The 14,086-nt window shown below is 72.0% G+C and carries 14 protein-coding genes; 9 read left to right on the top strand and 5 right to left on the bottom strand.

Translation table 11 applies throughout. From position 1 onward, the window contains the following. The first annotated feature begins 12 nt into the window (after positions 1-12). A complete protein-coding gene (locus OG514_RS37025; protein ID WP_266902474.1) occupies positions 13-705 on the top strand; it encodes a B3/4 domain-containing protein in 693 nt (230 codons plus the stop codon). A gap of 45 nt (positions 706-750) precedes the next feature. Here the strand turns inward: OG514_RS37025 and OG514_RS37020 are convergent, their stop codons facing one another. Continuing rightward, positions 751-1,473, bottom strand: coding sequence for a 1-acyl-sn-glycerol-3-phosphate acyltransferase (locus tag OG514_RS37020; protein ID WP_266902472.1), 723 nt, complete (start codon positions 1,471-1,473; stop codon positions 751-753). A 226-nt stretch (positions 1,474-1,699) separates the two neighbouring features. On the opposite strand from OG514_RS37020, the gene OG514_RS37015 reads away from it, so the two are divergent. The 5 genes from OG514_RS37015 to OG514_RS36995 all read left to right on the top strand — a co-directional run bounded on the left by OG514_RS37015 (position 1,700) and on the right by OG514_RS36995 (position 6,251). After that, positions 1,700-2,026 (top strand): thioredoxin family protein, encoded by a 327-nt coding sequence (locus OG514_RS37015; RefSeq protein ID WP_266902470.1) that lies wholly within the window; start codon positions 1,700-1,702, stop codon positions 2,024-2,026. 197 nt (positions 2,027-2,223) lie between these two features. Further along, a complete protein-coding gene (locus OG514_RS37010) occupies positions 2,224-2,754 on the top strand; it encodes a flavin reductase family protein (protein WP_266902468.1) in 531 nt (176 codons plus the stop codon). Between the two features lie 200 nt (positions 2,755-2,954). Beyond that, complete coding sequence (locus tag OG514_RS37005) at positions 2,955-3,740, top strand: electron transfer flavoprotein subunit beta/FixA family protein (protein WP_187623784.1); 786 nt, start codon at positions 2,955-2,957, stop codon at positions 3,738-3,740. An 87-nt stretch (positions 3,741-3,827) separates the two neighbouring features. Next, positions 3,828-4,790, top strand: coding sequence for an electron transfer flavoprotein subunit alpha/FixB family protein (locus OG514_RS37000; RefSeq protein WP_266902464.1), 963 nt, complete (start codon positions 3,828-3,830; stop codon positions 4,788-4,790). Positions 4,791-4,961: 171 nt separating this feature from the next. After that, positions 4,962-6,251, top strand: coding sequence for an aldolase/citrate lyase family protein (locus OG514_RS36995; RefSeq protein WP_266902462.1), 1,290 nt, complete (start codon positions 4,962-4,964; stop codon positions 6,249-6,251). 135 nt (positions 6,252-6,386) lie between these two features. Here the strand turns inward: OG514_RS36995 and OG514_RS36990 are convergent, their stop codons facing one another. Continuing rightward, positions 6,387-7,421 (bottom strand): LacI family DNA-binding transcriptional regulator, encoded by a 1,035-nt coding sequence (locus OG514_RS36990; protein ID WP_266902460.1) that lies wholly within the window; start codon positions 7,419-7,421, stop codon positions 6,387-6,389. A gap of 197 nt (positions 7,422-7,618) precedes the next feature. Here OG514_RS36990 and OG514_RS36985 point away from each other — a divergent pair, with 197 nt between their 5' ends. Then, entirely contained in the window at positions 7,619-8,614 is a 996-nt protein-coding gene (locus OG514_RS36985) for an ROK family protein (protein ID WP_266902458.1), read from the top strand. Positions 8,615-8,673: 59 nt separating this feature from the next. On the opposite strand, the gene OG514_RS36980 is transcribed toward OG514_RS36985, so the two are convergent. Next, positions 8,674-8,856, bottom strand: coding sequence for a hypothetical protein (locus tag OG514_RS36980; protein WP_266902456.1), 183 nt, complete (start codon positions 8,854-8,856; stop codon positions 8,674-8,676). Positions 8,857-9,048: 192 nt separating this feature from the next. On the opposite strand from OG514_RS36980, the gene OG514_RS36975 reads away from it, so the two are divergent. Further along, positions 9,049-10,083: an NUDIX hydrolase gene (locus tag OG514_RS36975; RefSeq protein ID WP_266902453.1), complete on the top strand. Its 1,035-nt coding sequence runs from the start codon at positions 9,049-9,051 to the stop codon at positions 10,081-10,083. Positions 10,084-10,330: 247 nt separating this feature from the next. Here the strand turns inward: OG514_RS36975 and OG514_RS36970 are convergent, their stop codons facing one another. Then, positions 10,331-11,695 carry a dipeptidase gene (locus OG514_RS36970; protein ID WP_266902451.1) on the bottom strand — a complete coding sequence of 455 codons (1,365 nt, stop codon included), beginning with the start codon at positions 11,693-11,695 and terminating at the stop codon, positions 10,331-10,333. A 368-nt stretch (positions 11,696-12,063) separates the two neighbouring features. Here OG514_RS36970 and OG514_RS36965 point away from each other — a divergent pair, with 368 nt between their 5' ends. Beyond that, positions 12,064-13,443, top strand: coding sequence for a geranylgeranyl reductase family protein (locus tag OG514_RS36965; protein WP_266903075.1), 1,380 nt, complete (start codon positions 12,064-12,066; stop codon positions 13,441-13,443). Between the two features lie 63 nt (positions 13,444-13,506). On the opposite strand, the gene OG514_RS36960 is transcribed toward OG514_RS36965, so the two are convergent. Beyond that, positions 13,507-13,959, bottom strand: a complete 453-nt coding sequence (locus OG514_RS36960) for a nitroreductase family deazaflavin-dependent oxidoreductase (protein ID WP_266903073.1) — start codon at positions 13,957-13,959, stop codon at positions 13,507-13,509. Positions 13,960-14,086: the final 127 nt, after the last annotated feature.

Here is a 14,086-nt window from a genome sequence, read left to right as displayed (position 1 = left end):
GAACGGCGGATCATGACTCTCACGCTCACCGTCTCCGACGAGGTGCGCACCCTCGTACCCGGCTTCACCGCTCTGGTGGTCGAGGCCCGTGGACTGGTCAACGGTCCCAGCGACGAGACCAGTGCGGCCCTCCTCGACGAGGCCGCGCGGCGGCTCGCCGAGCGCCTCGACGGCCGGACCCCGGACCAGGATCCGCACATCGCCGCCTGGCGAGCCGCGTACACCGCGTTCGGCGCCAAGCCCTCCCGTACCCGCAACTCCGCGGAAGCGCTGGCCAAGCGCGCGCTCGCGGACGGCGGGCTGCCCCGCGTCAACCGGCTCGTCGACGCCTACAACGCGATCAGCGTCGCTCACCTCATCCCGGTCGGCGGCGAGGACCTGGGCAGGATCCAGGGCGCCATGCGCCTGGTGCGGGCCACCGGGGAGGAGCCCTTCGTCACCGTGGCGGGCGGCGTGGAGACGGTGGAGCACCCCGAGCCCGGGGAGATCGTCTGGTGCGACGAGGAGGGCGTGACCTGCCGTCGCTGGAACTGGCGCCAGGGCCCCCGTACCCGCATCGACGACGACACCGTCGACGCGTTCTTCCTGCTGGAGGCGCTCGTCCCGATGACCCGGGAGGAGCTCCTCGCGGCGGGCGTCGAGCTGGCGGAGTCGCTGGAGAAGCTCAGCCCGGGAGCCCGGATCACGGTCCGTGACCCGGAGTGACGATTCAGCGGGGAAGAGGACGGGAGCGGGGTCGGCGGCCTGCCGTCAGCCCGCTTCCTTGACCTGGGCCGGCGTCGGAGCCGTACCCCCGAGGTGCGCGGGCACCCACCAGGTGTCGTTCGCGTCCTTGGGGCGCACCGGGTAGGCGCGCTGCGCGGCCTCCAGGAGCTCCTGGCAGCGCTCGCGCAGCCGCCGTGTGATGGCGCCCGCGTACTGGTCGGCGGGGGCCTCCACGGGCTCGCCGACGCGGATCGTCACCGGGATGTGGCTGCGCTTGAAGTTGCGCGGACGGCCCTTGGTCCAGATGCGCTGCGTACCCCAGAGCGCCATCGGGATCAGCGGGACGCCCGCCTCCTGCGCGAGGCGCGCGGCACCCGTCTTGAAGCCCTTGAGGGTGAACGACTGGGAGATGGTCGCCTCGGGGAAGACACCGATGATCTCGCCGGCCCGGAGGGATTCGAGCGCGTGCTTGTAGGCGTGCTCGCCCTGCGAACGGTCCACCGGGATGTGCTTCATGCCGCGCATCAGCGGCCCGGAGACCTTGTGCCGGAAGACCGAGTCCTTCGCCATGAAGCGCACGAGACGCTTCTGCGGGAGCGCGGCCAGGCCCGTGAAGATGAAGTCCAGATAGCTGATGTGGTTGCTGACGAGCACCGCGCCGCCGGTCCGCGGGATGTGCTCCGAACCCTGCGTGTCGATCTTCAGGTCGAGCGCCTTGAACAGGGTCAATGCGGCGCCGATGACCGGCCGATACACGAGTTCTGCCATCTGAGAGGAACCCTTCTTCTGTGCCTGGGGAGGGTTCTCCCGGCGGAAGTTACGCAGCCGTAGGTTTTCGGCTTTGGGCAGATCGTGCCCCATGTGGGCCGTCGTGACCAGTCCAGGCGGCTCCGTACAGGGAGATTCTCGTCACTCGCGGTGGCCGTGGCGGGAATCGAACGCTCCCGTGCGACGCTGCACCTGGGGAGACGGCCTGACAGAGAAGGGGACAGGGGTGACCGAGATACCCGGAGCCGACACGCTGGGACCTGAGGCGCTCGGCGTCGAACTGGGGGAGCGGGCCACCCTCGTCCAGTTCTCCACCGCCTTCTGCCAGCCCTGCCGGGCCACCCGCCGCACCCTCGCCGAGGTCGCCGCGATGGTGCCGGGCGTGGGGCACGTCGAGATCGACGCCGAAGAACGCCTCGATCTCGTACGCGCGCTCGGCATCGCCAAGACCCCCACCGTCCTCGTCCTCGACCGGACCGGCCGCGTCGTCCGCCGGGCCTCGGGACAGCCGCGCAAGGCGGATGTCATCGCCGCCCTGGGCCGGGCGGTCTGACGCGGTGACACTTCTCCCACATCCCGGTACGCACTTGACTGCACGCGGCAACGATCGTCACCCTGACCGTGTGCCCCCAGAACTCCTTCTCTACGGCCGGACCCACGTGGACCTGGCCCGCAACGCGAGCGCGCGCTGTCCGGGTGTCTGACCGCCCCCGGACCTCTCTCATGCCGCCCTCGCAGAAGGACAACTCCATGACGGTCACGCCAGACCTCCGACCCGGCACCGTTCCCACCATCGGCGCGCCCCGGCAGGCCTCTCCGGATCTGCTCCGCTCCGTCTTCCGCCGGCACGCCGCCGGTGTCGCGGTCGTCACCGCACACGGCGAGCGCCCCGTCGGCTTCACCGCGACCTCGCTCAACTCCGTCGCCGCCGAACCCCCGCTGATCTCCTTCGGGGTGGGCACCACCTCCTCCAGCTGGCCCGTGCTCGCCGAGGCCGAGCACATCGGCGTGCACATACTCGGCGAGTACCAGCAGGAACTGGCCGCCACCTTCGCGCGCAGCGGCGCCGACCGCTTCGGCGAGGGGACCCGCTGGAGCGTGGGGCCCGAGGGAGTGCCCGTACTCGACGGCGTACTCGCCTGGCTGGTCTGCCGTGTGGTGGCCCGCGTGCCCGCCGGTGACCACCGGATCGTGATTGCCCAGGCGGTCGCCGGAGACCCGGACGGGGCGGGCCGTCCGCTCCTCTACCACCACGGCCGCTTCAACGCTCTGCGCGACTGAGGGTTCCCGCGCGCGCCGCTCTCCGCGCGTTGTCAAGGTCACATGCCTGAGCGCTTGCTCAGGGGTAACGAACTGGGTGTACTGGCGAGTAATATTCCAGGTCGGGGCGTCCGGCGCCCCGACCGGAAACCCGCCCTTCAGGCGCCTATGCTGCGAGCAACAAGGCAGCCCAGTTATGACGATGCAGTAGGAGAGCCGGCGTGAGCTTGAGGATCGTTGTCTGTGTGAAGTACGTGCCCGACGCGACCGGAGACCGGAAGTTCGCGGACGACCTGACGGTCGACCGCGACGACGTCGACGGCCTGCTGTCGGAGCTCGACGAGTACGCGGTCGAGCAGGCACTGCAGATCGCCGAAGAGGCGGACGACGCCGAGGTCACCGTGCTGACGGTCGGCCCCGAGGACGCCAAGGACGCGCTGCGCAAGGCGCTGTCCATGGGCGCCGACAAGGCCGTCCACGTCGAGGACGACGACCTGCACGGCACCGACGTCATGGGCACCTCGCTGGTGCTCGCCAAGGCGATCGAGAAGACCGGCTACGACGTCGTCATCGCCGGTATGGCCTCCACCGACGGCACCATGGGTGTCCTCCCGGCGATCCTCGCCGAGCGTCTGGGCGTCCCGCAGGTCACCCTGCTCTCCGAGGTGAAGATCGAGGACGGCAAGGTCACCGGCCGTCGCGACGGCGACACCGCCTCCGAGCAGCTGGAGGCCTCCCTCCCGGCGGTCGTGTCCGTGACCGACCAGTCGGGTGAGGCGCGCTACCCCTCCTTCAAGGGCATCATGGCCGCCAAGAAGAAGCCGGTGGAGTCCCTGGAGCTGGACGACCTGGACATCGACGCGGACGAGGTCGGCCTGGCCGGCGCCTGGACCGCGGTCGACTCGGCCGCCGAGCGTCCGGCGCGCACCGCGGGCACGATCGTCAAGGACGAGGGCGAGGGCGGCAAGCAGCTCGCCGAGTTCCTCGCGAGCCAGAAGTTCATCTAGGACTCGGCGCCGTGAGCCGGGAGTCCGTCCCCGGCCCGCGCGAGCCCCTCAGACCGCCCCTTTCCGTTCGCAGGAGATTGAAGTCCCATGGCTGAGATTCTCGTCTACGTCGACCACGTCGACGGAGCCGTCCGCAAGCCCACCCTGGAGCTGCTGACCCTCGCCCGCCGCATCGGCGAGCCGGTCGCCGTCGCGCTCGGCAACGGCGCCGCCGACACCGCCGCCGTCCTCGCCGAGCACGGCGCGGTGAAGGTCCTCACGGCCGACGCCCCCGAGTTCACCGAGTACCTCGTCGTCCCCAAGGTCGACGCGCTGCAGGCCGCGTACGAGGCCGTTTCCCCGGCCGCCGTGCTCGTCCCGTCCTCCGCCGAGGGCAAGGAGATCGCGGCCCGTCTCGCGGTCCGCATCGGCTCCGGCATCATCACCGACGCCGTGGACCTGGAGGCCGGTGACGAGGGCCCGGTCGCGACGCAGTCCGCGTTCGCCGCCTCCTTCAGCACCAAGTCCCGTGTCTCCAAGGGCACCCCGGTCATCACGGTCAAGCCGAACTCGGCCCCCGTCGAGGCCGCCCCGGCCGCCGGTACCGTCGAGGCCCTCTCGGTCTCCTTCGGTGCGCTGGCCACCGGCACCAAGGTGACCGCCCGCACCCCGCGCGAGTCGACCGGCCGCCCGGAGCTGACCGAGGCCGCGATCGTGGTCTCCGGCGGCCGTGGCGTCAACGGTGCCGAGAACTTCGCGATCATCGAGGCGCTCGCCGACTCGCTCGGTGCCGCCGTCGGCGCCTCGCGCGCCGCGGTCGACGCCGGCTGGTACCCGCACTCCAACCAGGTCGGCCAGACCGGCAAGTCGGTCTCGCCGCAGCTGTACATCGCCTCCGGCATCTCCGGCGCGATCCAGCACCGCGCGGGCATGCAGACCTCGAAGACGATCGTCGCGATCAACAAGGACGCCGAGGCGCCGATCTTCGACCTCGTCGACTACGGCGTGGTGGGCGACCTCTTCGATGTCGTCCCGCAGCTGACCGAAGAGGTCAAGTCCCGCAAGGGCTGATCCGACCGCGCAGGCTTGACCTGCGCTTCTGTACGGCCCGGGGGCCGCGTGGTGATGATCACCGCGCGGCCCTCGGCCGTTTCGGACAACCATTGACTCAGGTCCCGGCGGACTACTAACTTCGCTATACGGATTGTTGATTCCGTGAAGCGGAAAATAGGAGGATGTGGGATGGGTCAGCAGGAGAAGGTGTCGACGAGCCTCGCGGGCGCGGTCAGCGAGGGCATCAGCGCCTCCCTCGCAGCGGTGGACGCCGAGCTGGACCGCCGCTACCCGGGAGACCCCGGCACCCGCCAGCCCGTCCACACCGTCTACGTACCCGGCAACGTCTTCGACGCCGGAACCGTCCGCTCCTGGGGCGACCAGGCCCTTGCCGCCCTGGACGAGCACGCCCCCGACGCCGCCTCCTTCGCCGCCGTCCTCGGCCTCTCCGACGACCTCGCCGAGGACGTCTACGGCCGCGTGCGCGCGAAGCTGGAGCGCGAGCCGATCGAGGACCTCCGCGTCGACTTCGAGGACGGCTACGCCGGAGCCGACGAGGACCAGGACGCCGCCCGCGCCGCCCGGCTGATCTCGGAGGCGTACCGGAACGGCACGGCAGCCCCGTACATGGGCATCCGGATGAAGTGCATGGAGTCCGCCGTACGCGACCGGGGCATCCGCACCACCGACGTCTTCCTCACCGGCCTCCTGGAGAACGGCGGCCTCCCCGACGGGCTCGTCCTCACCCTCCCCAAGGTGACCTACCCCGAGCAGGTCTCCGCCTTCGTCCGCCTCCTGGAGGCCTTCGAGAAGGCCCACGGCCTCGACGCCGGTCGCCTCGGCTTCGAGATCCAGATCGAGACCAGCCAGTCCATCCTCGCCACCGACGGCACCGCCGCCGTGGCCCGCATGATCGGCGCCGCCGAGGGCCGCGCCACCGGACTGCACTACGGCACCTTCGACTACAGCGCCTGCCTCGGCGTCTCCGCCGCCTACCAGGCCAGCGACCACCCGGCCGCCGACCACGCCAAGGCGATCATGCAGGTCGCCGCCGCCGGCACCGGCGTCCGCGTCTCCGACGGCTCCACCAACGTCCTCCCGGTCGGCTCCACCGAGCACGTCCACGAGGCCTGGCGCCTGCACTACGGCCTCACCCGCCGCGCCCTGGCCCGCGCGTACTACCAGGGCTGGGACATGCACCCCGGCCACATCCCCACCCGGTACGCCGCCGTCTTCGCCTTCTACCGCGAGGGCTTCGAGGCCGCCGCCAAGCGCCTCTCCGCGTACGCCAACCACGCGGGCGGCGACGTCATGGACGAGCCCGCCACCGCGAAGGCCCTCAGCTCCTACCTGCTGCGCGGCATCGACTGCGGCGCCCTCGACACCGCCGAGGTCGACGCGCTCACCGGTATGAACCGCGCCGCCCTCGACCGCTTCGCCGCCCCGCGCCGCGGCGACCTGACGGCCTCCGCCGAGTAGCGGCGGTACCGTCCGGGCCGCCGAGGAGGCGGCCCGGACGGCCTGTGCTCAGGGTGACGGTTCCGACGGCCCCGACGGTCGGGGTGACGGTTTCGGACGGCGGGCGGTCGGGGTGATGGCCCGGACGGCCGACCCTCAGACGGTCGGCGGCGGGATCTCGCCAGAACCGCGAGCCAGGAGCGTGGTGCCGAGCACCACCCGCTCGGGCGCCTCGTCGGCCCCGTCGAGGCGCCGGAACAGGCGCTCCGCCGCCGTCCGGCCCAGTGCGGCCGCGTCCTGGGCGACGACCGTGATGCCGAGCAGGTCGGCCAGCTCGATGTCGTCGAAGCCCACCAGGGCCACCGGCCGCGGGTGCCCGGCCAGGGCGCGGACCACCGTGACCATGACCCGGTTGTTCCCCGCGAACAGCGCCGTCACGGGCTCCGGCGCCGCCAGCATCTCCCGTACGGCCGTCCTCACCCGCTCCGGGTCCGTGGACCCCGGCGAGACCCAGTCGTCCCGGACCGGGAGACCCGCGTCCTCCATCGCCGCGCGGTAGCCGCGCAGCCGCTCGGCCGCGGTGTGGATACGCGGACGGTCACCGATGAAGCCGATGCGGCGGTGCCCGTGGGCGATCAGATGGGCCACACCGTCGCGGGCCCCGCCGAAGCTGTCGGAGAGCACGGCGTCGGCGTCGATGAGCCCTGCGGGCCGGTCGACGAAGACGGTGGCGACGCCCGCCCTGATCTCGGGCTCCAGATAACGGTGGTCGTCGCCCGAGGGAATGACGATCAGACCGTCGACCCGGCGCGCGCACAGCGCGAGCGCCAGCTCCTGTTCCCGGGCCGGGTCCTCGGCGCTGGAACCGTTGATGAGGAGGGCCCCGTGCGCCCGTGCGACCTCCTCCACGGCGCGGCTGAGCGGCCCGTAGAACGGGTCGGCCAGATCCTCCAGTACGAGCCCGACCGTCGCGGTCCTGCCCTTGCGCAGGACCCGCGCGCTGTCGTTGCGGCGGAAACCGAGGACCTCGATGGCCTCCTGGACCCGCCGCTCGGTGTCCGCGGTGACCCCCGGTTCGCCGTTCACGACCCGGGACACGGTCTTCAGGCCGACGCCCGCGCGCGCGGCGACGTCCTTCATCGTGGGCCGGTTGCCGTAGCGGTGCTCAGGGCGGCGGGCGATGTCGGCCACGGTGTGCGGTTCCTCCGTCGAAGGTCGGTGGTGCGGTGGTGTCTGCGACGCGGTGGTGTCCGTGACGCGATGGTCTGGACGCGGTGGTCTGATCGACTCCCTCGTCGAAGCATAGGGCCTGGACAACGTTGTCACGGCGAGGGAGACTGGACGGAAGACCGTTCCGTCCGCCGTCGCCGACTGGAGACCCCACGCCCATGCAGACCGATCCCGCCACGGGCCCCCACGACGGCCCCGCCGACGGTCTCGTCGTCGCTCTCGACATCGGGGGAACCAAGATCGCCGGCGCCCTGGTCGACGGTGAGGGGCGCATCCGCGTCCGCTCCCAGCGGCCCACGCCCGCGCGTGAGGACGGCGAGACGGTGATGGGCGCGGTCGAGGACGTACTCGCCGACCTCGCGGCCTCGCCCCTGTGGGAGGCCGCGGGCGCCGTCGGTATCGGCAGCGCGGGCCCCGTGGACGCGCACCGGGGGATCGTCAGCCCGGTCAACGTGCCCGGCTGGCGCGACTACCCGCTCGTCGAACGGGTCCACAAGGCGACGGGCGGACGGCCCGTGACCCTGGTCGGCGACGGCGTCGCCATGACGGCCGCCGAACACTGGCTCGGAGCCGCCCGGGGCCACGACAACGCCCTCTGTCTCGTGGTCTCCACGGGCGTCGGGGGCGGACTCGTCCTCGGCGGACAGGTCCACCCGGGCCCCACCGGCAACGCCGGTCACATCGGTCACATCGTGGTGGACATGGACGGCGAGTCCTGCGCCTGCGGCGGACGCGGCTGCGTCGAACGCATCGCCAGCGGCCCGCACATCGCGCGTCGCGCCCTGGACAACGGCTGGCGCCCCGGGCCCGACGGCGATCTCTCCGCCGCCGCCGTGGCCGCCGCCGCGCGCGCCGGAGACCCGGTCGCCGTCGCCTCGTTCGAGCGGGCGGCCCAAGCGCTCGCGGCGGGCATCGCCGCGACGGCGGCCCTCGTCGAGATCGACATCGCGGTCGTCGGCGGCGGGGTGGCGGGTGCCGGAGAGGTCCTCTTCGCCCCGCTTCGACGCAGCCTCGCCACCTACGCCACGCTCTCCTTCGTCCGGAACCTGACCGTCGTCCCGGCCCTCACGGGCACAGACGCGGGCCTCCTCGGCGCCGCCGCGGCGGCATCGCGCGCGGTGGGCGGGGGAGCGTGGACGGGCCCGGCGGCCTGAGCGAGGGGAAGCCGGGAAGCCGTACCCCGGCTCGCTCCTCCTGACTCGATCCCCCCGGCTCACTCCTCCCGTATCCGCTCCGGCGCCCGCTGCTCGACGATCACCAGGAAGGTGTCGGACGCCAGATCCATGACGACCCGGGCCGGCACCCCCTCGTCGCGCCGCGCCCCGGCGAACTCCTCCGCCGGCCAGCTGCCCCGCGGGCCGCCGGCCGGAAAACGTTCGAGAACCCTACGACTCATTCTCCGCACCCCCTCGTGCTTGCCGTTCTCAACGACACCCGCGCGGAAGTGTCACGCACATGCCGAGACGTCGAACGCCGCATCACCGCGACCCCGAATCACCGAGGCGCCGAATCACCGGGACATGACTTCGTGGTTTTCGTGGCAGGGTGTTGCGGGCAAGCCACAGGGGGCTGTCGAAGAGGGGGAAACGTGATCGTCTGGATCAACGGTGCGTTCGGCGCGGGGAAGTCGAGTACCGCGCGCGAGCTGGTCGATCTGATCCCGAACAGCACGCTGTACGACCCCGAGGTCACCGGCGGGGGCCTGCGCGGCCTCCTGCCGGCCAAGCGGCTCGCCGAGGTCGAGGACTACCAGGACCTGCCGATCTGGCGACGCCTGGTGGTCGACACCGCCGCCGCGCTGCTCGCCGAGGTCGGCGGTGTCCTGATCGTCCCGATGACCCTGCTGCGGCAGGAGTACCGGGACGAGATCTTCGGTGGGCTCGCGGCCCGCCGCATCGACGTGCGTCATGTGCTGCTCGCCCCGGAGGAAACGATCCTGCGGCAACGTATCGACGGCAGGTCGGAGTACGGCGACCCCGAGACCGACGCGCGCGTCCGGGACTGGTGCCACGGCCATGTCGCGCCCTACCGCACCGCGCTCGGCTGGCTCGCCACCGACGCGTACGTCGTCGACACCTCGGCGCTCACCGTGGCCGAGGTCGCCCGGTCCGTCGCCGACGCGGTCCGGGCGGGGCAGGCCACGCCCTGCGGCATCGTCCAGACGCCCGAACCGACCGGCGAGACGCTTGCCGCAGGAGTCCTGCTCTTCGACGAGCAGGACCGCTTCCTGCTCGTCGACCCCACCTACAAGCCCGGTTGGGAGTTTCCCGGCGGGGTCGTCGAGGCCGGAGAACCCCCGGCCCGAGCCGGAATGCGCGAGGTGGCCGAGGAGATAGGCCTCGAACTCGACGCCGTACCCCGCCTCCTGCTCGTCGACTGGGAACGCCCCCAGCCCCCCGGCTACGGAGGACTCCGCCTCCTTTTCGACGGCGGCACGCTCGGCCCCGCCGACACGGAGCGCCTCCACCTCCCCGGCGCCGAACTCCGCGACTGGCGCTTCGTCACCGAGGAGGAGGCCGCCGACCTCCTGCCCCCCGTCCGCTACCGCCGTCTCCGCTGGGCCCTGCGCGCGCGCGAACGCGGCACGGTGCTCAACCTGGAGGCGGGAGACCCGGTGGGCTGACCGCCGGAGCGGCCACCGGCCGGAGGCATCGAGTCCTGGCCCGGCCGATGGAGCGGCTTCGCCGAACGCTGAACTCGTACGGCGAACCCGCGCGGCGAAGGCCTGCGACGATCCCGTACGGCGAACTCGTACGGCGAACTCGTACGGCGAACCCTTAGGGCGAAGGCCTACGGCGAATCCGTACGGGGTCGCCCTACCGCGAAACGTAGGGGTGGTAGCGACCCTGTAGGACGAAGCCGTCGCTCCGTCAGCCCTGCTTCGAATGCGCGTAGTTGAGGAGGAAGTGCGCCTCGGCCACCGACAGCCGCTCCAGCTCCTCCGGCGAGACCGACTCGTTGGGCGCGTGGATCTGCGCCTCCGGCTCGCTCAGGCCGATCAGGAGGATCTCCGACTCCGGGTACAGCGAGGCCAGCGTGTTGCAGAGCGGGATCGAGCCGCCCATGCCCGCCGTCTGCATCTCCTGGCCGGGGTACGCGATCCGCATCGCCTCGGCCATCGACGCGTACGCCGGGCTCGACGTGTCCGCCTGGAACGGCTGGCCCTGGCCGACCTGTTCGAGGGAGACCCGGGCGTTCCACGGCGTGTGCTTCTCGATGTGAGCGAAGAGCAGCTTCGTCACCTCGGCCGAGTCCAGGCCCGGCGGCACCCGCAGGCTGAGCTGGGCACGGGCCGACGACGGGATCGACGGGGTCGCCCCGGCCACCGGGTGGCAGTCGATGCCGATGACGGTGACGGCCGGACGCGCCCAGATCCGGTCGGCGACCGTTCCGGAGCCGGGCAGCGCCACCCCGGCGAGGACCTTGGCGTCCTGGCGGAAGTCCTCCTCCGGGTACTGCAGCCCCTCCCACACCTGGTCGCCCGGCAGCCCGTCGATGACGGTCGAACCGTCCGGGCCGCGCAGCGAGTCCAGTACGCGGATCAGCGCGGCCAGCGCGTCCGGCGCGGCGCCGCCGAACTGACCGGAGTGCAGATTGCCCTCCAGGGTGTCGATCCCCACCCGGATCATCGTCATGCCGCGCAGGGTCGCGGTCACGGTCGGCAGCCCCACTCGGAAGTTGCCCGCGTCGCCGATGACGATGGCGTCGGAGACGAGCAGCTCGGGGTGCTGCTCGGCGTAGCGCTCGAGACCGCCGGTGCCCTGCTCCTCCGAACCCTCGACGATCACCTTGACCGTCACGGGAACGCCGCCGTTCGCCTTCAGGGCGCGCAGCGCGAGCAGGTGCAGGATGAAGCCGCCCTTGCAGTCGGCCGCGCCACGCCCGTACCAGCGCCCGTTCCGCTCCGTCAGCTCGAACGGCGGGGTGAGCCAGGCGGACTCGTCCAGCTTCGGCTGGACGTCGTAGTGGGCGTAGAGAAGGACGGTCGGCGCGCCGGCCGGGCCGGGCAGGATGCCGTACACCGCCTGCGAACCGTCCGGGGTGTCGAGCAGCGCCACGTCCTGGAAGTCCTCGGCACGCAGGGCGTCCGCGACCCAGTTGGCGGCGCCCTCGCACTCGCTGCGCGGGGCCACGGCCTCGTCCGCCACCGACTCGAAGGCCACCAGCTCCGTGAGCTCGGCCTTGGCTCGGGGCATCAGGGACCGGACGGTCTCGGCGATCGGATTCGAGGTCATGGGCACGCTCCTGATGGGTGCGACGTTACGACTGTAGGACGGCGTTCGGCGTATGTCGTGGTACGGCGAACGCACCGCCGATCCTACGGCGCGGGCCTCTGGCTACCGCGCCGTAGGATGCGTCAGGAGCAGACCACCGGTCGGATCAGGAGCAGAAGCACATCGTGAGCAGCGAGCAAGCGGAGAACGCCGGTCCGGAGAACACCGCCCCCGAAGGCGCGACTCCTGAGGGCATCGGTGCGGAGGCGGCGACGGACGAGGTCACGGACGCGGTCGGGAACGAGGTCGCGGACGACGTCACGGACGCGGCCCTCGCGCACGTCGCGGCCGACGGAGCGGCGCCGGACCTCGAAGTCGAGGCGGACGCCGTGGTCGAGGCGGACCTCGAAGTCGGGGCGGCCGGTGAGGCCCAGCAGGCCGAGGTCTGGGACGTCGTGGTCGTCGGCGCGGGACCGGCAGGCGCGTCCGCGGCCTACGCGGCGGCCGTCGCGGGACGTCGGGTGCTGCTCCTGGAGAAGTCCGAGCTGCCCCGGTACAAGACCTGCGGCGGCGGCATCATCGGCCCCTCCCGCGACTGCCTGCCGCCCGGCTTCGAACTGCCCCTCCAGGACCGGGTGCACGCCGTCACCTTCTCCCTGGACGGACGCTTCGCCCGGACCCGTCGCTCGCGGAAGATGCTCTTCGGGCTCATCAACCGCCCCGAGTTCGACGCGCAGCTCGTCGAGCACGCCCAGAAGGCCGGCGCCGAACTGCGGACCGGGGCCACCGTGACCCGCGTGGAGCAGCACGGCCCGGCGGTCCCTGACCGGCGGACCGTCGCCGTGGTCCTCGCCGACGGGGAGACCGTGCTCGCGCGCGCGGTCATCGGTGCCGACGGCAGCGCCAGCCGGATAGGCGCTCATGTGGGGGTGAAGCTCGGTCAGGTCGACCTGGGCCTTGAGGCGGAGATCCCCGTGCCGCCGTCGGTGGCCGAGGACTGGAAGGGCCGTGTCCTCATCGACTGGGGCCCGATGCCCGGCAGTTACGGATGGGTCTTCCCGAAGGGCGACACGCTGACCGTCGGCGTCATCTCGGCGCGCGGCGAGGGCGCCGCCACCAAGCGGTACATGGAGGACTTCGTCGCCCGGCTCGGCCTCTCCGGCTTCGAGCCCACGATCTCCTCCGGTCATCTGACGCGCTGCCGCACCGACGACTCGCCGCTCTCCCGCGGCCGGGTCCTCGTCTGCGGTGACGCGGCCGGGCTCCTGGAGCCGTGGACGCGAGAGGGCATCTCGTACGCGCTCCGCTCGGGCCGGCTCGCCGGCGAGTGGGCGGTACGGGTCGCCGAGGCCAACGACGCGGTCGACGCCCGGCGTCAGGCCCTGAACTACGCCTTCGCCATCAAGGCCGGCCTCGGTGTCGAGATGGCCGTCGGCCGGCGGATGCTCGCCGTCTTCGAGCGGCGGCCGGGTCTGCTGCACGCGACGCTCACGGGGCTGCGCCCGGCGTGGAACGCGTTCGCGGACATCACCCGGGGCTCGGCGACGCTCGGTGGCATGGTCCGCTCGAACGGCATGGCCCGGCGGGCCCTTGAGATCCTCGACAAGCGCATGGACACCTCGACCGGAGTCGGTCCCGCGGGCCGGGGGGTCGGCCAGCGGGAGCGGTCGGCTCCGGAGGCCTCCGACAGCCCGGCGACTTCCGCGAGCACGGAGGCTTCCGTGAGTCCTGAGGCTTCAGCGAGTCCGGAAGCTCCGGAAGTGGTCTGACGCGGCTGTTCGGCGAGGCTTTCCGACGAAGAGGTGCGGACGGGCTCCGCCGCTCCGGCCGGTTCACGCGGCGGGAGTGGTGGGGCCCGTCGGCGTGATGCGGAAGACGGGGTGCTTCGGGGCGATGGCACGCAGCTCCTCGTCGGAGGAGTCGGGGCCGACACCGCCGAAGAAGACGCCGACCTCGGCCTTCCAGCGCTTGAGGTAGGCGCGCAGCAGGGCGGGCTTGTCGTCGTCGGCGACCTCGACGGCGGTGAAGTCCTGTACGTGCTTGCCGAGGATCAGCCGGCCGCCGCCGGCGGCCCGCATGTTGTGGGTCCACTGGACGTGCCCGCGGGGAGCGACCAGGTACCGGTCGCCGTCCAGCGTCAGGAGGTTGACGGGGGTACGGCGCCACTCACCGCTCTTGCGGCCGCGGACGGCGAGAACGCGGGATCCCCAGACGCTGAAGCCGCGCCGGGTCATCCAGGCGACCGCGCGGTTGAGGACGTTGATCGTGAGCCAGCCGGGCTTCATGACGTGAGCGGCGGGGGAGCCGGTGGAGTCGTTCGAGCCGGCGGAGTCGGTGGTGGACCGGTCGGACATGGGGTTCCTCCTGCGGAGACTGCGGAATCGACGGGTGGTGCGGCGACTGCTGACCACG

It is taken from the genome of Streptomyces sp. NBC_00572, from assembly GCF_026341815.1.
GTDB lineage: Bacteria > Actinomycetota > Actinomycetes > Streptomycetales > Streptomycetaceae > Streptomyces.
This window is presented reverse-complemented; position numbering and strand designations above follow the sequence as displayed.

Bases quoted from the DNA above. Each gene is read 5' to 3' on its own strand.
- OG514_RS37000 (WP_266902464.1), top strand. From the start codon at position 3,828: ATGGCTGAGATTCTCGTCTACGTCGACCACGTCGACGGAGCCGTCCGC.
- OG514_RS36970 (WP_266902451.1), bottom strand. From the start codon at position 11,695: ATGACCTCGAATCCGATCGCCGAGACCGTCCGGTCCCTGATGCCCCGA.
- OG514_RS37025 (WP_266902474.1), top strand. From the start codon at position 13: ATGACTCTCACGCTCACCGTCTCCGACGAGGTGCGCACCCTCGTACCC.
- OG514_RS36980 (WP_266902456.1), bottom strand. From the start codon at position 8,856: ATGAGTCGTAGGGTTCTCGAACGTTTTCCGGCCGGCGGCCCGCGGGGC.
- OG514_RS36960 (WP_266903073.1), bottom strand. From the start codon at position 13,959: ATGAAGCCCGGCTGGCTCACGATCAACGTCCTCAACCGCGCGGTCGCC.
- OG514_RS36995 (WP_266902462.1), top strand. From the start codon at position 4,962: ATGGGTCAGCAGGAGAAGGTGTCGACGAGCCTCGCGGGCGCGGTCAGC.
- OG514_RS36985 (WP_266902458.1), top strand. From the start codon at position 7,619: ATGCAGACCGATCCCGCCACGGGCCCCCACGACGGCCCCGCCGACGGT.
- OG514_RS37010 (WP_266902468.1), top strand. From the start codon at position 2,224: ATGACGGTCACGCCAGACCTCCGACCCGGCACCGTTCCCACCATCGGC.
- OG514_RS37020 (WP_266902472.1), bottom strand. From the start codon at position 1,473: ATGGCAGAACTCGTGTATCGGCCGGTCATCGGCGCCGCATTGACCCTG.